Here is a 22,859-nt window from a genome sequence, read left to right as displayed (position 1 = left end):
TATAAGGAGCTCCCTATGCCATCAGCAGATCTTCTTGAATTATTGAGAACCTGTTTGCCGCTGGAGGAAGTGCCGGTTGTGTTTTCAGCATTAAAAAGAGACCCTCTGGTTTGGGAAGCCCTTCAGCAACCCTCAACAATAAGTGGGTTAGCCAGCAATCTTCGGTCTGCAGAGTTATGGCAGCCGGCAAACCTTGCTTTGAGAATTTTGAACAGCCGCATGGATCTGGCTGCGCTGCAAGGCGATCATTTTCCTTCTGTGGAGCCCTCCATCCGAAAAAAGGCGTTAGAAACCTTTGAAAACCTATTGCGCAATACCTCAAAACCTCATGATCTGCGAGAAGCGGGTTTGATTGCGCTGGCTTTGCGCGAGCGAAGGCGTAAGACCCAAACATGGGTGGGGTTGATGGATGAAATGAAGTCCTTCAATCTAAAAAGTAAAAATGCTTTGATTGATTTGTGGAAGACACCGCTGTTGTGCCTGTTTGGGATGACGCCGGATCAGGAAGACTTGCTGAAAGCCTTGCTGAGCAAAGAAGATTTTTCCCTTTCCAAAGCATGGATCACTCACATTCTGCTGGGTAATCCTTTGGGGGAAGAAGAAACCAAACGTTTGTTTGCAATGATGATTGCAGAGATACCGCTACCTCTACAGGTTGAATGGCTGGTATTTTTGAAGAGATACGATGAATCTGAACTGGCTGGGTGGTTGGCTAATCAGATTTTGCGGGAGGGTCGTTTGAAAACGGGCAGTTTGTCCGGTTTTGATTTGGATTCACTCCACCAAAAATCGTGGGTCGAGCTGGCTGGAGAGGCTTTGGAGTTGCAATGGACGGCCACCCTGCATCAGATTGCCGGTCATCCCGCTCAATCGGAATTGTTCTTGAGTCGTTCAAAAAATTTGTTGCAGCATTGGTTGGGTGGAACAACTCTCCAATTGATTTCGATTGTAAACCCTGATCCCAAAATAACCGAGATGTTGTGGGATGAAATTGAGCCTTTGCTCAGTTCTCAGCCCCTGCCAGAAACTTTGATGGAGGAAGCCGTGTGGCTCAAACCTCCGCTTTCTCTTTTACGGCGGTTGAGCGATTCTAATTTACCCCTCCTTGTTCAGGTGTTCATGAAGGGAAAAGATGCCTCGCTGGGAGAAAAACAGGGGAAACGAGGAGTGGTCAAAGAGGCGATCCGGGAGTGGTTGAAACAGCAACAAAATGAGGAGATATTACCGGGCGGCCAGTTTGTTTTCGACTACAGTCCCTTCGAATTGCTGGAAATTCTGGAAAACCTGAGTTTGTATCAGGAAGCGCTTGAAGTGGCTCAAATTTATCTTCAACAGCGGGTGAAGGATGTTTCCCTGCTAACATGGACTGCCCAACTTGCTCACCGGTTGGGTCAGGATGACACTGCAATCCAGCTCATTCGGGAAGCCATTTTGTTAGAAGAGATGAACCCGGAACACTATCGGACGTATGCAAAAATTCTTGAGGAGCGCAATGATTGGGAATCAGCCCTGAATATCCGTCGGGAAATCCTCGATCGTTTTGGTGATTCGTCCATTGAAGACCAGTTGAACCTGGTCACCTGTGCCATTGGAGGAAAGAATTTTGAGCTTGCGGTGCAGACCTGCCAGAGAATCATTGAAAAAGATGATGAACAGGGTAGAGCTTACACCTTACTGGGATTGGCTCAATTTGGTCAGGGAAAACTGGAAGAAGCCCATGCCAGCTTGAGTAAAGCCACCTTGCTCACGCCGGAAGATGCCAGACCATGGCTTGAACTTGCTCATTTGTACACCCAAACCGGAGAACCTCAACGGGCATTGGAAACCTTACGGGCAGCTTTATTGAATGTGCCCGACTCCGCGGAATTGCATCTGGCATTGGGCAAGGCCTGTCTGGCGAACGGATTATCTGCTGAGGCGCTGCCCTATTTGAAACAGTCTGCCCGCTTAGCGCCCGAATCTGATGAGGTGGCGTTGGCTTTGATTCAAGCCCTGGTCTCGCTTGGACATGATAAAGAGGCGCTGGAAGTTGCGGAAACTGCTCGTTTGAAATGGCCGGCTCATCCGCAGCTGGCTTATGAACATGCCGGAATATTACTTCGAGACGGAGAAATGGAGGAAGGTCTTTCTGTACTAGAAGTGGCTCTGCAATTTGAAGGCGCAAACTTAGCATGGTTTGTGGAATATGCAAAAGTGCTGTTGAATGGAATTGAGTTAAAACGGCAACTGGCGCATCAAAACTTGCCTGTTGGGTTATTGGTAAAGGCCCAAAAGGCACTGCAGCGCGTCTTGAAAGAAGTCCCCGATCATTTTGAAGCGCTTTTACTGAAGTCCGAAATTCATTTGGTTTTACAGGAGTGGGATCAAGCCTTAGCTGGATTTCAACGGTTGATTGAAAGTGAACAGGCCAATTTACCAGAATGGCATTGGAGAATTCAATCCGGTCTTGGATTAATTGCATTTCATTCTGGTGAGAATGAAATGGCTCTGGCTGCGTTACAAAACGCCAGTCAGGCTCGTCCCGAAAATATGGAGGTCAAGCAGCTGTTGGCAGAAGTGTACTGCCGGCTAAACCTGCTTGAGTCGGCTTATGAAGTCGCACAACAGGTCAGGAAGCTACAACCAAACAATGTGGATTCTTTGATTTGGTTTGCGGACTTAATGGAGCGATTGAACGAAACCGAGCAGAGTATCGAAGCTGCTCAGACCTTGACACAACTCTATCCACAGGAAGTTGGCTATGCTTTGAAACTGGCTAAACTGTGGATGAAAATTGGGAAAGAAGCGGCTGCGGGCGAAGAATTGAAGCGGTTGTTGTGCATTGAAAGTATTATGCCGGATCAATTGGAAACCATTGCTGAGATTGCGCTTAAAATCGGGGATTTGGAACTGACCAGAGAGGCTTTAGAAAAGGCCATCCGTTTGATGGTTGCACCGAATTATTTCCAGCATTTTCATCTGGCTCTGCTGCATTGGCGGGCCGGGGAGGTTGAGGCAGCCAACCAGGCATTACAAACGGCTCTCATGATCAATCCCAACGCCGCCGAGGCTTATATATTGCAAAGTGAAATACAAAAATGGATGCAGCGCCCTCAGGCAGCGATTGCTTCTCTGGAAAAGGCTTTGCGGATTTGTGAAAGCCAGCCAGAGGGGTCACTAACCGATGAAGCATTAGCAGACAGCCAAATCTGGGGGTATGAACAGCCAACCGCATACTCGGTTCATCGCTTTTTTGTTCCGTTATGTGTTGAATCGGGTGAATTAAATCTGGCGCTCTATCATGCCGAGAGTGCCCTGCAACTTTGCCCGACCTCATTGGAAATGGCATTTCAGGTTGCCAGTCTGGCCCACCGGTTGCTTCAACCCGAGCGGTTGGGTCGAATTACAGATGTGGTTGAGCAAAATCACTCTGCAGGGTGCTTCACCAGCTTTACCAGCGAGGAAGAAGCAGAATGGCTGGCAAGTTTACACGCATTTCAGGCGGAAAACTATATTGAAGCTGGCAATTTTGGGGAAGCGGAGAAGACTATCCAGAGGGGATTGGCGCATAAACCACAACATCTTCACTTGAAAGCCGTCCGCAGCCGTTTGAAAGCCAAAATGGGTAAATTTGCGGATGCAATGAGTGAATTCCAACAGGTCTGGAGTGATGTAGAGGCGGAAACCAATCTCCCCGAAAGGAAGGAGTGGTTGGCCGGTGTGCTGCTTACCCTGGCAGAAACTGCTTTTGACTTGTTGGATTGGCAGCGGGGGTTGCAACTAGCCGAAAAATACCTTCAAGAGCATGAAAATGAACCCATTGCTTACCTCAGCTTAGCGCGCGGTTTGATTCGTGGACTGGAATGGCAAAGGCTGTTGCAGGTTTTGGGAGTGGTTAACCATGCTCTCAAGTCAAACAAATTCGCCGCGGTACAGCAACAGGCCAAAGAATTACTCGAAAAGGCCGGCCTGCTGACCCGTGCACGGTCGTTGGATCACTGGATGGCGCGGGCAGAGGCTTTGCTCCACGCTGATCATCAGCACATTCGGGATTTGAGCTCTTTTGCCCTAACAGACGAGGATTTCGCGTGGCTTGTAGAGGCACATTTACGTGGTAATAACCCCACCGGTGCGATGCAAATGGCTGAAATTTGGCGACAACATCCCCTGGTGCAAGTGCTGGCGGCGCTGGTTTGGGAAGAGGAAGACAGCCAGCGAGCCTTAGATTTTGCTCGTAGCGCAGTGGAACAGGCGCCTTTCCATCCCGTCTATCAAGCCGTTTTGGCCAGAATTGCCCAGAAGAACGAGGATTATGCACAGGCATTTGAGGCGATTGAGGTAGCGCTCGGTATTTGGGGCAATGAAATCAATTGGCATATATGGGCTGCCGATCTCGCTGAGCGATGTGGAGAAACAGAAATCTGTGGCCAGCACCTTGAAAAAGCGTTCCAGTTGAATCCGAATGATTATGAATTGCTAATACGCCTTGTGCAGCATGATTTAGAACATGGTTATGCCGATCAGGCGGTTCAGTTGCTGCAGAGTGTAATCGGTTCATATGCGGAACGAAGTGAAGTGTGGCTGCTTTTGGCGATGGGCCTAAAAGGGTGTGGTGATGATAAAGCAGCCTTGAGGGCAGCCGAAAAAGCAACTGAATTGGATGAAACCAATGGTAAAGCGTGGATAACCGCCGGAGAAATCGCTTTACGATTGGGTGATGAAAATAAAGCCTTGTATTTTACGCGGCAGGCTGAAAAAGTCGCTCCATTTGAAGCGGGTACGCGCTTACTGGCGGTGAAAATCCTGATTCGACAGGGTCAACTGCGAGATGCCCTGACGGAACTCAACCGGGCGATTGAAGAGATCCCTTCAGAGTGGGAATTAAAGTTTGAGCGTGCACGCCTGATTGGGGAATTACAGGGAGCATCAGCGGCGCAGGATTTGCTGCAAAAGCTGGTTGTTGAATACCCCCAGAATGAGCAAATTTTGTGGTACTTTGCTCAAACCTGTATGAAAACGGGAAAAATTAAACTGGCGGAACAAAGCGCCTTGCAGGCATTGAAACTCAATCCGCAAAATGTGGAGATTCACCGCCTGCTGGCTGACGTATTCAAGGATCAGGGGCAACTGGATCGAGCAGTCTTACACCTCAGTGAAGCCGTTCGGCTGCAGCCCAGCCATTTGGAAACCTATCTGAAACTGGCCGAGGTGTACAGTGGCCGACGGGAATTCAGTAAAGCGCTGGAGATCTATCAACAGGCTATTCAGATCAATTCACAAGATTATCGTCCTTATTACTATTCGGCGCTGGTCTTGCGCGATGGGAAAGACTATCCGGGGGCTGAAGTCATGCTCCGAAAAGCAGCCGAACTGGCTCCTGAGGATGTCAACATTCGCCGCCAACTTGGCGCAATCATTGCACTCAATCTGGTTCATCACGGACAGGAGGCAAAATCATGCCTGTAGAGCGAAACGATCTTGGAGATGCAGCACTTATTGCGAAAGGAAGACTTAATCGCGGCACGGCACTTTTGTTAATCGAAAGTGCCTTTGAAAGCGGCGAATTGCGTTTTGCCCGCCAGCTTATCCTTTCCTGGTTAACGGCTTATCCCGGCGACCTGGAGGTCAACACCCTTCTGGGTGAATTGTTTTTTCACGAGAATAAAATTGCTCAAGCCATTACCATACTGGAGAAAATAGCCCGTCTTGATCCGGAGGATTTGCGCGCACAAAAACTGCTTGCTGCCTGGTATGCCCGGATCAATGATGAGCAGGCTAAAACGACCACCATCCGGGTATATATTCTGGGAGAACGACTGGATGTTTCGCAATCCATGCCGGGTTGGGCGATTATTTTACGGAATGCTCACAAGGCGTTGCAGGAAAATGACCTGTCAACGGCCGAGGTAAACATTTATCAGGCCCTTGCATTGAACCAGGATGAGATACTTGCAGCCATTTACCATATAAAATTGCTGCGACTGTTCGGCGATTCTGCGGGTGTGCTGCGGTTTTGCGAATTGTATCATCAGCGCTGGCCGGAGTGTTTGGTCTTTCGGCTGGGGTTAGCAGAAGGGCAATTGATCGCCGGAAGCGAAACTGAGGCTGTGCAATTGCTGCATCAATGTGCAGCAGAAGATTCTACCGGACAGGTGAGTAAACGCTGGTGGGGTGAAAATCATCCCTATTTGCCGTTGTGGCCGGTTCGACATGAAATTTCATTCGGCGTGCCAATTCCGGCAGGAATTGCCGGTAAATTGGGCTGGAATCGCCTGGCCGCTGCGGGCGGTGAACTGCCGGAGGTGGGGCAAAAGCAGCCTGTGGAAGAAGAAAAAGAAACATTTGAATTAGAAGAGGAAAAAGAAACTGCGCATAGCCATAACCCTGAAAATCAATCTGAAAGCAAATCACCAGAACATGGGCAGGAAATTGATTCTCCCCGCTTTGAACGGCTGCAGAAAAAGACACCGGCATGGTTGAAGGAAACCGAACAGGAATTTGAAAAACTTGCCAAAAGTCTCAAGTCTCCGGGGATCGTAAAAGCGGATGGACGCTTCCCAATTTATGTAATTTTTTCTTCCCGCAGCGGTCTGCGTGCAAAATATGGTGAACAGACAGCACAGGTGCTGAATCAGGAGATGAATCGTTTGGCGGAAGCCATTCGTCAGCGGGCGGGGTGGGGCGCGATTGTCTTTTACCCGGACGATCTTGAGTGTACCGGTAAATTGGGGATGTCCACGATTTCCGGAAATGATCCCTGGAAAATGAAGCTTTCGCTGGCAGATTTGGATCAGGCGTTGGCAAAAAAGGGCGGGCGGATCGGGGCTTTGTTGATTGTCGGCGGCCCGGATGTCGTTCCATTTCACCGTCTGCCAAACCCGACGGACGACTCGGATGAAGAGGTGCTCTCTGATAATCCATACAGCACGCTGGATTCGAATTACTTTATCCCTGAGTGGCCGGTCGGCCGGCTGCCCGGTGAAAAGGGCAGTGATGCGGGTCTGCTTCTTCAGCAATTGCGCAATGCAGTTCAATATCATCTGAAGAACAAAAAAAACAAAAAGACCATCAAACCGGACCGGCTCATTCTGGATTTGTTGCGCTGGATTTTCTTGTTTCGGCGGGGGCAGCCCTCACTGCCAAATAAGGATCGTTTTGGTTACACTGCAGCCGTATGGAAACGTTCTTCGGTAGCCAGTTTTAAACCGGTCAGTTCAGAAACTGCTGTTCTGGTTTCTCCACCGCATGAAACGCGCACCTTTGACGCTGAAAAACTGGTGCGCTCCGATTTGGGCTTCTATAACCTGCACGGTTTATCCGAAACTGCTGAATGGTATGGACAGCGTGATCCGCGTGAAAGTTGGAACGGGTCGGAATATCCCGTTGCCCTGACTCTGGCTGACTTGCCCAAAAATGGTCATTCGCCGCGCATCGTTTTTAGCGAGGCCTGTTACGGCGGATATATTGTGGACAAAGAAGAAAATACCTCGCTTGCTCTTCGATTTCTTTCAATTGGCACGAGGGCAGTGGTTGGCTCGACTGGCATTGCTTATGGTGCAGTTAGCCCTCCGCTGGTCGGTGCAGACCTGCTGGCAAACCTATTCTGGAAAGCAATAGCGGAAGGATATTCTGCCGGTGATGCATTGGTGCAGGCCAAAATTGCTATGGCGCGTGAGATGAATAAAAGGCAGGGCTTTCTGGATGGCGAAGATCAAAAGACCCTGATTTCATTTGTTCTATATGGTGATCCGCTGGCGTATGCCGATTCCCAGCCGGTTGAGGCCAAAAAATTTGTTCGCAGTCGCACCCATTGGGCGGTGAAAACGGTCAGTGACCATGCCAATGGTGATGGTGAAATGAACATCAGCAAGGAAGATCTGGTGCAACAAGCCAAGGCTGCGGTCGAAGCCTATTTGCCGGGTTTGGACCTGGCGGAAGTGCGTTATCGCTTGCAGAAGGTTGCTGCCGACCCGAATGGAACTGGAGAGAAAGGTAAATTGGAGACTGAACGTGGAAATACATTGACCAATCGCCGGGTGGTTATTTTTCAAAAGAAAATTGTCTTTGGCGGACACACCCACGTTCATTATGCACGTGTAACCCTTAACCGAGATGGAAAATTGCTGAAAATGAGTGTTTCCCGCTAATTTTTCCCATTGCTCCTATCTTTGTGGCAGGGGGTGTATCCATTCGGATACATCCCTTTGCTTTTGGCTAGCGGGTGAATTGTTGATTCCTTGTCGGTGTTCCTGTATAATCAAAGCCATTCCTCATTTCAAATTATTTCATTGGGTTGGAGCCAAAACTATGAAAAAATACTGGAGCGGCGCGGAAATTCGACAAATGTTTATTGACTTTTTTGTTGAACGAGGTCACACCTTTGTCCCTTCCTCATCGCTGGTTCCCGGCGGTGACCAGACTCTGCTGTTTACCAACGCAGGGATGGTGCAGTTTAAGGATGTTTTCCTTGGGACGGATCAAAGGCCTTACAGCCGCGCTGTTAATTCTCAAAAGTGTATGCGTGTAGCCGGAAAGCATAATGACCTTGATGATGTTGGGCGGGATGATACGCATCACACCTTTTTTGAGATGCTGGGGAACTGGTCGTTTGGAGATTACTACAAAAAAGAAGCTATATCATGGGCGTGGGAGTTGCTGACGGAAGTTTGGGGTCTTGAAAAAGAGCGTCTGTGGGCGACCTGTTTCAAAGATGAAAAAGGTGAAATCCCAACCGATGATGAAGCAGCACAATTCTGGGCGCAGCAACCCGGCATAGACCCATCTCATATCCTTTATTTTGGGCGTAAAGATAACTTTTGGGAAATGGCAGAAACCGGTCCCTGCGGCCCCTGCAGCGAGATCCATTACGATCGCGGCATGGAATATTGCGACCGCCAGCACGAAGAGGGTCATGTCTGCCGGGTGAACGGCAACTGCAAACGGTTTCTTGAGTTGTGGAATCTGGTGTTTATTCAATACAACCGGCTAAGCCCCACCCGTCTGGAGCCGTTGCCCGCCCGCCATGTGGATACAGGAATGGGCCTGGAGCGAATCGTTTCAATTTTGCAAGATAAGCCCTCAAATTACCGCACAGATTTGCTTCTCCCGCTCATGGAAAAGGTGCGGGAGTTGACCGGTCACAGTGAGGCTGAACGGGATGCCAATATTACCCCTTACCGCGTGATTGCCGATCATGCACGCGCGGCGGCTTTTCTGATTGCAGACGGAGTTGTGCCGGGCAATACCGGAAGAAATTACGTATGTCGCATGATCATCCGGCGGGCTTCGCGCTTTGGAAGCAAAATCGGGTTGGACGAACCCTTCCTTGCTCAGGTTGCGGATGTGGTTATCGAAAATTACGGTAAAGCATACCCCGAACTGGTGCGTAACCGAGAGGCGATTCTGGATGCACTGACCCGTGAGGAAAAACGCTTTAAACGAACCGTAGAGCAGGGATTGGCGCATTTGGAAGAATTGCTTCAGGCGGTCAGGAATAGCGGCGGCAAAGTTTTAGATGGTGAAAAGGCGTTTGAATTGTATGCCACGCACGGTTTACCGCTGGAACTGGTGCGTGATATTGCATTAGAAGAAGGGTTGGAGGTGGATCAGGCTGGCTTTGCGCGCGCAATGGAAGAACACCGCCTGGCTTCGGGTGCGGGTAAATCGTTTGGTCCTTTGGGGGGTGAAAATGTGGATGTTTACCGTGGAATTCTTGAAGCCTTGCAATCCAGCGGAGAACTGGGAACAGAAGGTGTGCATTATGACCCGTATTCCTCGCTGGAAGTGGAAGGTAAGGTGCTGGCGCTGGTACGCGATGGGCAGCCCGTGCAGGAAGTGATGACCGGTGATGTTGTAGAAGTGATTCTACCTGCAACGTGTTTTTATGTGGAAGCCGGCGGGCAGGTATCGGACACCGGAACGATTGTTTCTGTGGCTGAACCCCGTTGGGAAATCCGCGTTGAGGACACCCGTAAACCGGCCGCCGGAGTGATCACCCATGTGGGGGAGGTTGTTCGCGGCAAGCCGGCAGTGGGTGATCTGGCAATTGCTGCAGTAGATGCACAGCGGCGGCGTGACATCATGCGCAATCACACCGCAACCCATTTGTTGCATGCGGAATTACAGGCAGTACTGGGAAAACATGCCCGTCAGGCCGGTTCTCTGGTTGCGCCGGATCGCCTCCGGTTTGATTTTACACATCCAGAGGCGTTAACCCCTGAACAGATCGAACAAATTGAGGCTGGTGTCAATCGTGCCATTTTTGAGGACATGCGTCTTAACATCCGATTTAAATCACTCAATGAGGCAATCTCTGAAGGCGCTATGGCCTTATTTGGGGAAAAATATGCCGAAACGGTGCGTACCATAACGATTGGAGATGAGGAAGAGATTCTGTCTTACGAATTGTGCGGCGGTACGCACGTGGAAAACACCGGTGATATTGGAATTTTCCTTATCACCAGTGAAGGCAGTGCGGCGGCAGGTGTGCGCCGCATTGAAGCGGTTACCGGCCGGGAAGCTTATGCGCTGGTACAGCGGCGGATGCGGACTCTGAAACAAACAGCGCAAATTTTATCTGCATCCGTGGAAGATGTTCCTAACAAAGCAGAATCTTTGCTGAAGGAGCTTGATGAAGCCCGTGATCAACTTTCACAATTGCGCCGGCAACTGGTTTCTGCTGAATTTGAGCAGTCTCTGAATTCCATAAAGGATATTCAGGGGATCAAGGTGCTGGCAGCGCAATTATCCCATGCGGATGCGGAAATCTTAAGGCAGATGTGCGACCGCTTTCGTCAAAAATACACCAGCGGGGTGATTGTTTTGGCGAGTGTGGAAAATGATAAACCCCTGATCATTGGCGCTATCAGTGATGACCTTGTCAAGAAAGGCTGGCATGCCGGTGATTTAATTAAAACTGTGGCTTCGGTAGTCGGTGGAGGTGGAGGCGGGCGGCCTAACTTAGCCCAGGCGGGCGGCAAAGACGCCGCTTTGCTGCCTCAGGCTTTGCAAAAGGTTTTCAGTTGGGTTGAATCTAAACTGGGGGCGTAGATCAGCCCTCGCCGCTGCCTTGAATTTCCCACAGGGTAATTTCAGGAGGGCAAAGGAAGCGCACACGCGGCGCTCCTGCGCCCTCCATACCAATACCTCGAGTAATATAGAGAGTCAGGCCGTTCAATTGGTAGCGCCCGGATGAAAAGGCGCGGCCGTATAACGAGGCGGTGAACAGCGCACCAATCAACGGCAGCCTGACCTGACCGCCATGGGTGTGACCTGAAAGCTGTAGATCCACCGCTGTTTTGGCAGCATTGGGAGCCAGATCCGGTGTGTGATAAAGCAGAATGGTGAAATTCTGGTTGTTTTTAGGGAGTAACTTCTCCAGGCGAGGGGCGTCAATAAACGGACGGTGTGTGCAAGAAAGTCCGATCAGGTGAATTTTTTGTTGGTCAACATTGAGTTCAATCTGCTCTTCCGCGAGGTATTGAACGGGCAATTGATTATAAAACCCCGGTAAAATCTCGGCTAAATCCACTGCCGGACTGCCGGCGACGGCATAAACCCCAAGCGGCGCCTGCCATTCCGCCATGAGCTGGCGCGCATGTTCCAGCGCAATAGGGTCGCGATTGTAGGATAAATTGAGAATGTCGCCGCTGAATAAAATGAGATCGGGACGCAGCTGCTTGATCCATTCTTGCATTTTTTTCTCGCGGCGGGTAATGCGTTCAACATGCAGGTCTCCCAAATGGAGAACACGAAGTCGGCTGCCGCTCTTCAATTTGGGTGTTTGCAAAATCTGGTGGGCAAGGGTAAGGCGATGGGGTTCAATCCAAAAGCCATAAAATACCAGCAGGCTGCCAATAGTCTGCAGGAGAAAATTTACCGGATAAGGCAAAAGCGCAAACGGCAATCGCATCAAAGCCAGTAAAAATGCGGGGGGCTGAGGCGGGCCGAATGACCGGTGAAAGACCGGTAGGAGCGCCAGCATCAACCAGTCCAGCATGAAAAAGCCCCATAAGGCAAGCGTGAATTCCCACTCCATTCGGGTTGGAAGCCAGGCCAACCCGAATAGAATTAACCCAAAGAAAAGAGGATGAATTTTTTGGATAGCATCATAACGGCGCAGGACGACATCAAAATCGTTTCCCACTTCGCCGGGAAAATTGCGCCTAGCAGAAAAATCCCGCGCTTCGATCATCCCTTTTTGTTGACCTTCTGGCTATATTCCTCAAGTGCATTGACCAATTCGCGGCAGAAATCCGGAATATCGGCAACCACCCGGCCCCAAACGATATTGCCGCTGCGAAAGGCTGCTTCGTCCCGCCAGGTTGCTCCGGCGTTCAATAAATCATCTTTAATGCCTTCGCTGCCGGTTGCTTCGTGCCCACGCACAATACCCGCACTGATTCCAACCAGGCCGGCGTGGCAAATCATTGCCACGATTTTGTTATTCTCATAGAACCAGCGGGTCATCTTTTTAACCGCATCATAGCGGCGCAGTTTATCCGGTGCCCAGCCACCGGGAATCACAATCGCATCATAGTTCGCCGGGTCAAGATCCTCAAAACTCACTTCGGATTTACCTTGTAAACCGTTCTTCCCAATATAAGTTTGATTTGCTTTGGCACCTGCAACAACAACTTCGGCACCTTCTTCGCGCAGTCGCATGAGAGGAACATAAAATTCGAGATCCTCAAACCCTTCGCCAATCAGGTAGATAATTTTCAATCCTTTGAGTTTCATGGTGTGCCTCCTGATTCTCTGGATGGAATGATTATAACAAACCCCCGCTCGTTGTGGGAGCGGGGGTAGAGTTGTACAAACGGCGTTGCTTAGTTTTTTACCTGCTCGGGAAACCAGCAACACAGCACCAGTTCTTTGGCAGCTTTAACCTCATCCAGCCTGCCAACCGGTGTGGAGTGTGGTGCTTCATGCAAGAGTTCGGGTTGTTGATGCGCTTCCTCAGCGATTTTGAGCATGACATCTGCAAAGCGATCGAGTGTTTGTTTGGTCTCGGTTTCGGTCGGTTCAATCATTAAGGCTTCCCGAACAATGAGGGGGAAATAGTTGGTTGGGGGATGGAAGTTGTAATCCATCAGCCGCTTGGCAATATCCAAAGCATGAACCCCCGGGGCATCATCCCACACACCCTCAACCACGAACTCGTGCTTGCAGATGCGATCATAAGGGATTTTATATGTGCCGCGCAAGCGTGCCTGCAAGTAGTTGGCGTTCAAAACAGCGTATTCTGAGACTTTTCGCAGCCCTTCCGCTCCGTGCATGGAAATGTAGGTATATGCCCGTACCATCATGCCAAAGTGACCGTGGAAGGCTTTGACCCTGCCGATGCTTTGGGTGGGTTGATAGAAACCGAACATGGGCGGCATTTCTTCATCTCCCTCTTCAAGCACCTCAACAATTGGGCCGGGTAAAAATTCCTTGAAAGCTGCCTTGACCGCAACCGGGCCAGAACCGGGGCCGCCGCCGCCGTGCGGGGTTGAAAATGTTTTGTGCAGGTTGATGTGCATGATGTCAAACCCCAAATCCGCCGGGCGGGCGATCCCCAAAAGGGCATTCAAATTTGCGCCATCGCCATAGACCAGTCCTCCGGCTTGATGAACGATGCGATTGACCTCGACCACCTGTTCCTCGAACAATCCAAGTGTATTGGGATTGGTCAACATGAGGCCGGCAACGGTTTCATCACAGGCTGCTCGCAGTGCTTCGATATCTACGTTTCCACGGGAATCGGAAGGGATGTGGACAACTTCATATCCGCTCATGGCGGAGGTAGCCGGGTTGGTGCCGTGGGCTGAATCGGGCACCAAAATTTTGGTGCGTTTTGAATCTCCCCGCGATTTATGATAAGCGCGAATGATCATCACGCCAGTGAATTCTCCCTGCGCTCCGGCGGCCGGTTGAAGAGTTACCGCATCAAACCCGGTAATTTCCTTCAAGTATTCCTGCAGTTCGTACATCAACGCCAGATTTCCCTGCACGGTTTCAATAGGTTGGAGGGGGTGGGTGAAAGCAAAGCCCGGCAACCGTGCCATTTCCTCATTGATTTTGGGGTTGTACTTCATCGTGCAGGAACCCAAGGGGTAGAAACCGCTGTCAATACTGTAGTTGAGGTGGGAAAGGTGCATGAAGTGACGGATGACATTCAATTCTGAAAGTTCTGGCAGGGGTAAATCCTCTCGCACCAGTTCTTGCGGCAGTTCCGACAGGGGTACATCGGGCTGCGGGTAACGGACACCCACCCGACCAGGGGATGAAAGTTCGTAAATTGTGGGCTCAGTCATGGGAATACTCCTTCAAAGCCTCACACAGGATTTCGATTTCTTCTCGGGTGTTCATCTCGGTGACTGCCAGCAGCATATGATTTTTCAAAGCCGGGTAGTCTTTACTGAGGTCGTATCCGCCGAGGATACCATCATCCAGCAAATATTCGTTAATCGCTTCCACGGAATCGGGGCATTTCACGACAAATTCGTGGAAGAAGGGCGCTTTGAGGTCCACTTCAAAACCGGGAATCTGGTTGATCTGCTGGGCTGTGTAATGGGCTTTGTGATAACACAGTTCAGCCACCTGACGTAATCCGGTTTTTCCCAGCAGGCTCATGAAGAGGGTGGCTGCCAGCGCCATCAAGCCCTGATTGGTACAGATGTTGGAAGTGGCCTTTTCCCGGCGGATATGCTGTTCACGGGCAGTAAGGGTCAGCACATAACCGCGGCGGCCTTCTTTGTCGGTAGTTTCACCGATCAGTCTGCCGGCCATCTTGCGGACGTAATCTTTTCTGGTTGCAAAAATACCCAGATAGGGCCCGCCGAAGGAAAGGGGGATGCCTAATGGCTGACCTTCACCGCAAGCAATGTCTGCTCCCATTTCGCCGGGGCTTTTGAATAACGCCAGGGCTAATGGATTGACAACCACAGCCAGCAGGGCGCCGGCTTCGTGTACCTTTTGGGCAAAACCGGTCAGGTCCTGCACTCGACCAAAGAAATCGGGGTACTGAACCACAACCAGGGCGGTGTTGGTATCAATCAGCGGTAGTAATTCTTGGGGTGAAACAAACGGATTGCCTGCCTCATCCCCGATGACTTCAATGTTTTCATAACCGTTCATGTAGGTGCGTACAACCGCACGGTATTGTGGGTTGACCGATGGGGAGACGACAAATCGGGTGCGTTTTCCGCGGAAGTGATGAAATGCCAGTACAGCGGCCTCTGCCGTGGCGGTTGCGCCGTCATAATGTGAAGCGTTGGAAGCATCCATGCCGGTTAAGTTGGCGATCAGACTTTGGTATTCAAAGATTGCCTGCAGAGTGCCCTGAGAAACTTCGGGTTGATAGGGCGTGTACGCAGTGTAGAATTCACCTCGGCGGAGGATCGAATCCACCGCTGCAGGAACATAATGGTTATATGCGCCGGCACCGAGAAAGCAAATCAAATCATGGGTTGTTTCATTGATACTGGCAAGTTCCTGCAATTGGGCAGAAACTTCCATTTCTGACAATGGTTCAGGGAGGTTTAGCCTGGGAAAACGGTACTCGGCAGGGACATCTTCAAAGAGCGATTCGATGGAAGGTACGCCGATGGCTTTGAGCATCTCCTCCCGCTCGGAATCGGTATGTGGGGTATACATTAGTGACCTCGTTCCTGACAGTAGGCTTCGTAAGCGGCCGCATCCATCAAGGTATCCAGTTCGGCGGGGTTGGACATTTCAATTTTCAACATCCATGCAGCGCCATAGGGGTCGTTGTTGATGACTTCAAACTGGTCGGTGAGGGATTGGTTCAATTCCAGCACTTTCCCTGAAACGGGAGCGTTGACATCCGCGGCTGCCTTGACCGATTCAAGTGTGGCAACCGATTGGTCTTTGCTGACCATATCACCGGGATCCACTTTGAATTCAAAATAAACGATATCGGAAAGTTGAGATTGGGCGTAATCTGAAACACCAATGGTGGCAATATTGCCCTCTACTTTCACCCATTCATCGGTTTTGGCATACTTCAAATTGGTTGGAACATTCATAGGAGACCTCCTGTTGGATGATGATTTGATAAAACACAGAGGACATACCAGACAAAGGTATGTCCTCTGTTATAAACCTGTGAGATTCATCCCGAATTTCGAGATTTGCTCCATGGGTGCACGTTGTGCTTTTCAGAGGAGAATTCACTCGGGGTCCTTTTACCTGAGAGATTCGGCAATTTACAATAATGCCTTGCCCCTTCGGTGCCAATTTGGGTTTTGGTCTCTTCCCCGAATGCTGGAAGAAATGAATTCAGATTATCTGATAAAAATTATACCAAAAACAAGGGTGGATAAATATACCCTTTTGAGGACAAATTTCACCAGAAAGAGGGCTGGTTGGTTATTTTTCTTCCATTTAGCAGAATAAAGGGAGAAACCCGCTCAACGGGAATGCCCAATTGTCGCAATTCCACTTCAGATTTTATTTTTGAATTGCGGCGAAATTGGACGATTCGGCGGGCTGTTTTTGGCCCAATACCGGGTATTCGCAACAGGTGGAGGAAATCGGCTTTGTTTAACTCAACAGGCTGGTGAAGAAGATGAGTTTGTGCCCAAATCGTTTTTGGATCCTGTTCAAGTGGTAAATTACCCGATTCGGTATATTGAAAGTCGCTTGTGGAAAAGCCGTAATCCCGAATTAAAAAGGAGGCCTGATAGAGACGAAGCGGACGCAGGGGATTTTCCGGAGGCAGGTTTTCTAAAGGGGTATCCGGAATGGGGGAAAAGCGCGAATAATAGATGCGGCTTAGCTTTAAGCGCGTGTATAAGTAAAAAGAGGTTTGCAGGATTTCTGTATCTGTTTCCGCTGTTGCACCGACGACCAGTTGAGTGACAATGGAAGGAAAACGGTCATTTGTGGTTGAATGCTGCACGCTTTGGCGAAGTTCCTGCGCCCATTGCAGGAGTTGCATCAACTCTTCCTGGAATTTTTTTCGTGGGGCAAGATCCTTCAACCGTTCTGGATTTGGGGCTTCCAGATTGACCGACACCCGTGTGGCTAATTGTAATGCGCGCAATACCTGATCTTTTTCGGCGCCGGGCATTAATTTCAGATGTAAATATCCTTGATGTTGATATTTTGTTCTTAGAATTTCTGCAGTATCTAAAATCTTATCCTGGGTTCGAATTCCACCCCCCACCATTCCGGAACTGAGAAACAATCCCTGTACCAGACCGGCTGCAGACATTTGAGAAAAAATTTTTGCCATTTCGATGGGTTGTAAAGTGGCCCGGCGCAGATCGCGGCCAGCACGAAACGGGCAATACAGGCAATTTTTCTCGCAAGCTGAAGTCAACAGGGTTTTGAGGATTGGTGTGCGACCACCCCCAGATTTTTTCGCCCAAAAAATCTCTGGAATCTCTCTCGGGCGGGTTTTGGGGGAATAGCAGGCAGGTGGAGCGCCGGGAGGTTCATCCAGTTCAAACTCGGTCTGTTCTGTCAAAAGGTGGAGGTTGGTGATGGTTGTGTCCATAACCTTATTATAGAACATAATTTCATAATAATCAATAAAACCTGTGTCGAATTTTGTAGGAACGGTATAATTTTGGAAAATCAAATTGAAATGAACCGAAAGAAAATCAGGAAATAAGGAAAAAAATGAGCCTGGTTGGATTGGCGTATAAAATCTGGAACCGCCTTTTGGTATGGTTTTTCCATTTGCTCTATCATCAATTTGCTTTTGCCTATGATTGGGTAGCAGTTTTGGTTTCCGGTGGAAAGTGGAAGGATTATGTTTTGAATAGCGCTCATTTTATTTCTAGAGATCCGATCCTGGAATTGGGATTTGGCCCCGGCTACTTACAGGAATTTTTTCTCAGCCAGGAAAAGAAAATATTTGGGGTGGATGAAAGCCGCTTCATGAATCAACGGGCCAGAGAACGTTTGCAAAAAACAGGTTTCACCATTCAACAATTGGGTTTATGCCGGGGAATAGCGCAAAATCTACCCTTTAGAAGTGAATCATTTTCAACGATTGTGGCTACTTTTCCAACCCCCTACGCTTTGGATATCAGCACCATAGAGGAATGCTGGCGTGTGCTTCAGGATGGAGGGAGGGTTGTGATCCTGCTGGGGATGAGGCAAGGCGGCAACTCTTTGTATAGTCGTTTCTTGCGATGGCTTTTTGGCATTACTCGTCAAACGACCGGGGATTCAATCATGCAATCCGTATGGGCCGAACGGTATCTTCAGCAGGGATTTCAGGTTGAGCAGGTGTGGATACCCTGTCAGGGGGATCAATTATGGTTCCTGCTGGCAGAAAAAGGAACAACACCCTTTGCGAACGGTTGAAATACCTGTAAAATCAATGCTATGGAAATACAAATTGCAGTGGCCAAAGCGACCAAATTCGGATCATTAGAAAGTGGTGATTCGGTGGAGATTATCGAGCGCCCCAATGGGGGTTTATCGGTGGTCATGTGCGATGGACAAACTTCAGGCCGGGAAGCGAAGATGATCTCAGGCATGGTTGTCCGCAAAGTAATTGGTCTGATTGCTGATGGCATTCGGGATGGGGCAGCAGCTCGTGCGGCTTCTGACTTGCTTTACACCGAACGCAATGGTCAATACCCGGTATTTTTGAACATTTTGAGCGCCGATTTGCAAAGCGGGACAATAGTCCTCTCACGGAATAATCCGACCCCGATTTTTGTCGCTCAGGATAACCACATTGAATGCCTGGCAGGTGAAACTCAACCGATTGGCACCGCCCGAAATATCCGCCCGTTAATTTCTGAAATTACTTTGACGCCGGGAACGACAGTGGTCATGTACACCGACGGGATTGCCAACGCTGGACTGAAATCTTCCGGGTTGGGGTTGGATATTTGCACTGCACTGGAAGCGGTCATGGATGAAGAAAATCCCAGCGCAGATCGAATTGCCGATTCAATTTTAGGGCAAGCCATTCGTTTAGATTTGGGCGAACCCAAGGATGACATGACTATCGCTGTTTTACGTATCCTCCCGGTTGGGAAAGACCAGATCCGCAGGTTGAGCGTTCGCCTGCCGGTGCCCCCGCATCATGAAGAATGAGATTTTAGGGGACGGGTTATCCAAAGGGCAATTAAAAGCAGCAGCAAGCCAGCGCCATCAAAAAGAATAAAGCGGGAGGCGGTGGCACGCAGAACAACTTCGTTTGGGGGAAGCGAATTTCGGAGGAGTGTTTCACCAATCAGACCTATTAATTGCATGAGGTTTGCTTCAATGAGTGAAATTCGGTAGCGGAAGGGGTTCCAACAGGCAAAGAAATAAGGAATGTTCCACATCAAGAACAAGATTCCCAACCCTTGAACCATAACCCTGCCGGAATTCCCCTCCAATTGAAAGGATGGAATGTAAGGATAAGGATATATTATGAAAACCAGGGCAGCCTGCAAATTCCACAAAAGGACTAAACCAATGAGGAGTGAGGTAATCCAGTGTTTTGAGTTGCGCATAGGCAGATGTTCGTCCTTGAAATGATGTTGGGGTAAACTTTACAAAAAAGATAAACTTATAAAAATAAAGAAATAATATAGTAAAATGATTCTTGTTGATGATTAAAGCACAAATATTGGATGGGATATGAAGATTAGTGCAGTGATTTCACCTCATGGGTTTGGGCATGCTTCCAGAGCAGTTGCAGTTATCCAATCGCTTCATCGAACGATCCCCAATTGTCAATTTGATGTGATCACCACTGTTCCGGAGTGGTTTTTCAAGGACTCTTTAAAAGTCGAGGAATATCATTACATTGCCTTTGAAACGGATGTAGGCGTGGTACAGCATTCGCCATTTGTTGAAGACCTGCCCGGCACGGTTGATCGCCTGAAAGGGTTTGTACCTTTTGGGAATCAAAAAGTTGAGTATCTGGCAAATTTGATGAAAGAACGAAAAACCGATCTGATTCTTTGTGACATTTCCCCACTCGGAATCACTGCGGCAAAACGGGCAAACATCCCATCAATTCTGGTAGAAAATTTTACATGGGATTGGATCTATGAAGGTTACCTTGATTTAGAACCACGCTTGACGGATTTCATTCCGCCGCTTCGAGAGGCGTTTGAAATGGCGTCCATTCATATCCAGACCGAACCGGTATGTGAATACAAACCTGCGCACCTGGTTACCCAGCCGGTCTCACGTCTGCCGAGAACGCCGCGGGATGAAATGCGACAATCCTTAAGTGTGAGTCCGCACCAGCCGCTGGTTCTGATCACAATGGGAGGAATTCCCCATTTGCTTAAACAATTGCAGCCGCTGCACAATTTCACGGAGGTTGTTTTTGTCATCCCCGGCGCAAGTGAGCGATATGAGCAATGGGGTAATCTGCTATTATTGCCGCATCATCACCCCTATTATCATCCCGATCTGGTCAATGCCAGTGATGTGGTTGTGGGAAAACTGGGGTACAGCACCATAGCGGAGGCTTATCATAGCGGAGTTCCCTACCTCTATATACCCCGTAATCACTTCCGGGAAACATCGCCTTTGGCGGCGTTTGTGGAACGCGAATTAAATGGATTGAGAGTGGAGGAGCAGGATTTTTACAATGGCAGCTGGCTGGATCGGCTGCCCCCAATCTTATCCCTTGCCAGAATAGAACGGGAGCGACTTAACGGCTCAGCACAAATTGCCGAATGGATTGCAGAAAAATTGGGCCTGGGAATATCTCATCTCCAATAAAATCAACAACTTGCTACTGACCGGCTACCCATTTTTCTAAAAAGGGTTGGAATTTCACCGGATTGAATTCAATAAATGAATAATGAGCCGCATTTTGCTGTTGATAAGGATCTTTCGAGAAGAAATTGCGCAACTCTTCTTCTGATTCAGCGCGGGCAATGACGATTCCACCAACTCGTGGGTTTTTGGGGCCAGAGCAAAGAAGATAGCCTTGCTCATAACCGACCTGCAAGAAAGCCCGGTGGCTGGGCAAAATTTCATCAATTGTTTCAATTGGTGCAGTGTATTGAATATCCACCAAAAAATGTTTCATCTTTTTCCATCCTTCCTAAAAGGGGATATACTTGCGGTGTGAGCAAATCCGATGATAACACGAGCTCCCAAAATCTCAAACCTGTTAATGTCCCTGCCCGGCAATGCAGGGCAGAAATAACGGTTCTTAATTCCCGCTTCATTGCCATTGCTGCGCCTGCCTTTTCGGTAGATGAAGCTCGCCATGTAATCCAGGGAATACGCGCTGAATTTCCGGATGCTTCCCATCATGTGCCGGCATACCTGATTGGTCACGGGACAACCACAATTGAGCATTGCAATGATGATGGTGAACCTGCCGGCACGGCTGGCAAACCAGTCCTGAGCGTGTTAAAAGGGAGTGGGATTGGGAATATCGTTATGGTGGTGGTGCGCTATTTTGGTGGTACAAAACTGGGGACTGGTGGGCTGGTCAAGGCTTATCAGCAGGCAGCCAAAGCGGTTCTGGCTGAACTGCCACTTGCGATTCAGATTAAGGCTTGTGAGTTGGTGTGTGATGTAGGTTATTCGGATTATCAAAAAGTCAGGCGTTTGATCGAAAATTTTTCAGGTGTGGTGTTGGAAGAAATTTTCACCGATCAAGTGGCCTTGCATTTTCAGATTCCAATTACCGAACAAAAAGAAGTCGAGCGAGCCCTGCTAGATTTAACGCATGGTACAGCCAGCATTACTGTGGTCAAACCGCTAGTTTTTGTTCTTCGTCCGGCTTGAAATTGATCGCATGATCATCAGCATCGGCCAGACTCGACTCTTGCATGAAACGGCGGCGATAGTTGATCAAACCAAGCAGCAGAGCGAATTCAAAGATGGCATTGATCGAAGCAGAAAACTGATCCAAATAAAAGACCAACAGGTTGACCACCGTAAGGGAAGTTGTCAACACAAGTATCCCAATGCGAATTGCAGATGCTTCGCGTCTGAGTAAAAGAAGGATGGCGGCAGCAAATGAAAAAATTCCGATGGCTGCCTGACTGGCTGCTTTGACAATCAACCAATCAGGTGGGATATTTCCAGGAAGGGTTTGGATGATTTGAATGAATCTTTCTGGTTGACCGTTGATGGTCTGGATGGATAAAAGGGTTAGGTTAAATAACCCCATAATGGAAATGAAACCGTGCCAGATCATGCCACCAATCAATAACAGGAACATCCGCTGGCGGGTAAAAAAGCCTTCCATTGCAGTTACCAGTTGCTGCCAGAGTTTTTGTAAATTGTTTGGTGGCGTTACCGGGCTGGCGAGAATTTCGCTTTGCATGAAACTCAGCAATGATTGTGCTAATCGCACCAGCTTCGTATCGCTTGACGTGTTGATGATATGATTCAATCGCTGGATCAGAAAGGATTTTTCCTCTTCATCGAGGTCTTCATCTAAAAGCTCCTCCATCATGCTGAAAATATGATACAAATCCTCGCGGGTTGTGGTGGGGCGTGGACGGCGAAATTGCGCATAGATCAACACGGTGAGAAGAAAACAGGCGTAAATCAACGGTGCGGCTGGGGGATAGAAGTAATCATTGGTTTGGGTGATGAACTTCCCAATTTCATCAATGAAAAGGCCGAAGCCAACCCCGCTAAATAAGGCTGACCAGAATAATGCCCACCGGTTGGCGTACATGATTGGCAAAAGGGCGGCAGCAAATAAAAACAAACCACCCCAAATTACGTGGGCGATGTGAAGATTGCCAAACTCCACGCGAGGGTAATTGGTTAATTCAAGAAATAAGCGTACCACCAGTACGCTGGCAGCAAAGCTAATCAGCGAAATCAGCAAATATCGTTCGGCAAGCAGCCGCCTGACCGGACTTTTCTTTCGGATGGGTTGCTTATTCACAGGCAGTGATCCCTTTCAATTGTGCCAAACGTATTAT

At 49.1% G+C, this 22,859-nt stretch carries 15 protein-coding genes and 1 riboswitch; of the genes, 7 read left to right on the top strand and 8 right to left on the bottom strand.

Going from position 1 to position 22,859, the window contains the following annotated elements:
- Positions 1-15 precede the first annotated feature (15 nt).
- The 3 genes from ACWIZX_RS02720 to alaS all read left to right on the top strand — a co-directional run bounded on the left by ACWIZX_RS02720 (position 16) and on the right by alaS (position 11,028).
- Positions 16-5,445, top strand: a complete 5,430-nt coding sequence (locus ACWIZX_RS02720; protein WP_448334730.1) for a tetratricopeptide repeat protein — start codon at positions 16-18, stop codon at positions 5,443-5,445.
- Entirely contained in the window at positions 5,436-8,126 is a 2,691-nt protein-coding gene (locus ACWIZX_RS02715; RefSeq protein WP_448334729.1) for a tetratricopeptide repeat protein, read from the top strand. Before ACWIZX_RS02720 ends, ACWIZX_RS02715 begins: the two co-directional genes overlap by 10 nt.
- A gap of 160 nt (positions 8,127-8,286) precedes the next feature.
- Entirely contained in the window at positions 8,287-11,028 is a 2,742-nt protein-coding gene (gene alaS, locus ACWIZX_RS02710) for an alanine--tRNA ligase (protein WP_448334728.1), read from the top strand.
- A gap of 1 nt (position 11,029) precedes the next feature.
- Here the strand turns inward: alaS and ACWIZX_RS02705 are convergent, their stop codons facing one another.
- From ACWIZX_RS02705 to ACWIZX_RS02680, 6 genes are all read right to left on the bottom strand, one after another.
- The gene (locus ACWIZX_RS02705) at positions 11,030-12,172 is read right to left on the bottom strand and encodes a metallophosphoesterase (RefSeq protein ID WP_322792641.1); all 1,143 of its coding nucleotides are present in this window, start codon (positions 12,170-12,172) and stop codon (positions 11,030-11,032) included.
- Positions 12,169-12,717 carry a type 1 glutamine amidotransferase domain-containing protein gene (locus ACWIZX_RS02700; RefSeq protein WP_322792640.1) on the bottom strand — a complete coding sequence of 183 codons (549 nt, stop codon included), beginning with the start codon at positions 12,715-12,717 and terminating at the stop codon, positions 12,169-12,171. The genes ACWIZX_RS02705 and ACWIZX_RS02700 overlap by 4 nt, the downstream gene beginning before the upstream one ends.
- 89 nt (positions 12,718-12,806) lie before the next feature.
- Complete coding sequence (gene gcvPB, locus ACWIZX_RS02695; protein ID WP_322792639.1) at positions 12,807-14,276, bottom strand: aminomethyl-transferring glycine dehydrogenase subunit GcvPB; 1,470 nt, start codon at positions 14,274-14,276, stop codon at positions 12,807-12,809.
- Positions 14,269-15,618: an aminomethyl-transferring glycine dehydrogenase subunit GcvPA gene (gene gcvPA, locus ACWIZX_RS02690; RefSeq protein ID WP_448334727.1), complete on the bottom strand. Its 1,350-nt coding sequence runs from the start codon at positions 15,616-15,618 to the stop codon at positions 14,269-14,271. Before gcvPA ends, gcvPB begins: the two co-directional genes overlap by 8 nt.
- On the bottom strand, positions 15,618-16,010 hold the full coding sequence (gcvH, locus tag ACWIZX_RS02685; protein ID WP_448334726.1) for a glycine cleavage system protein GcvH: 393 nt from the start codon (positions 16,008-16,010) through the stop codon (positions 15,618-15,620). The genes gcvPA and gcvH overlap by 1 nt, the downstream gene beginning before the upstream one ends.
- Positions 16,011-16,151: 141 nt before the next feature.
- A riboswitch (glycine riboswitch) is annotated at positions 16,152-16,252 on the bottom strand.
- Positions 16,253-16,330: 78 nt separating this feature from the next.
- Positions 16,331-17,485, bottom strand: coding sequence for a radical SAM protein (locus ACWIZX_RS02680; protein WP_448334725.1), 1,155 nt, complete (start codon positions 17,483-17,485; stop codon positions 16,331-16,333).
- Positions 17,486-17,610: 125 nt separating this feature from the next.
- Here ACWIZX_RS02680 and ACWIZX_RS02675 point away from each other — a divergent pair, with 125 nt between their 5' ends.
- The 3 genes from ACWIZX_RS02675 to ACWIZX_RS02665 all read left to right on the top strand — a co-directional run bounded on the left by ACWIZX_RS02675 (position 17,611) and on the right by ACWIZX_RS02665 (position 20,679).
- Positions 17,611-18,303 carry a class I SAM-dependent methyltransferase gene (locus tag ACWIZX_RS02675; RefSeq protein ID WP_322792635.1) on the top strand — a complete coding sequence of 231 codons (693 nt, stop codon included), beginning with the start codon at positions 17,611-17,613 and terminating at the stop codon, positions 18,301-18,303.
- Positions 18,304-18,324: 21 nt separating this feature from the next.
- Complete coding sequence (locus ACWIZX_RS02670; protein WP_448334724.1) at positions 18,325-19,047, top strand: SpoIIE family protein phosphatase; 723 nt, start codon at positions 18,325-18,327, stop codon at positions 19,045-19,047.
- 531 nt (positions 19,048-19,578) lie between these two features.
- Complete coding sequence (locus tag ACWIZX_RS02665) at positions 19,579-20,679, top strand: glycosyltransferase family protein (protein ID WP_322792632.1); 1,101 nt, start codon at positions 19,579-19,581, stop codon at positions 20,677-20,679.
- Between the two features lie 13 nt (positions 20,680-20,692).
- On the opposite strand, the gene ACWIZX_RS02660 is transcribed toward ACWIZX_RS02665, so the two are convergent.
- The gene (locus tag ACWIZX_RS02660; protein WP_322792631.1) at positions 20,693-20,992 is read right to left on the bottom strand and encodes a YciI family protein; all 300 of its coding nucleotides are present in this window, start codon (positions 20,990-20,992) and stop codon (positions 20,693-20,695) included.
- A gap of 38 nt (positions 20,993-21,030) precedes the next feature.
- Between ACWIZX_RS02660 and ACWIZX_RS02655 the strand changes: the two genes are divergently transcribed.
- Positions 21,031-21,702 (top strand): IMPACT family protein, encoded by a 672-nt coding sequence (locus ACWIZX_RS02655; RefSeq protein ID WP_448334723.1) that lies wholly within the window; start codon positions 21,031-21,033, stop codon positions 21,700-21,702.
- On the opposite strand, the gene ACWIZX_RS02650 is transcribed toward ACWIZX_RS02655, so the two are convergent.
- Positions 21,668-22,822, bottom strand: coding sequence for a hypothetical protein (locus tag ACWIZX_RS02650; protein ID WP_322792629.1), 1,155 nt, complete (start codon positions 22,820-22,822; stop codon positions 21,668-21,670). The genes ACWIZX_RS02655 and ACWIZX_RS02650 overlap by 35 nt on opposite strands.
- Between the last annotated feature and the right edge of the window lie 37 nt (positions 22,823-22,859).

Source organism: Bellilinea sp., assembly GCF_053501535.1.
This window is presented reverse-complemented; position numbering and strand designations above follow the sequence as displayed.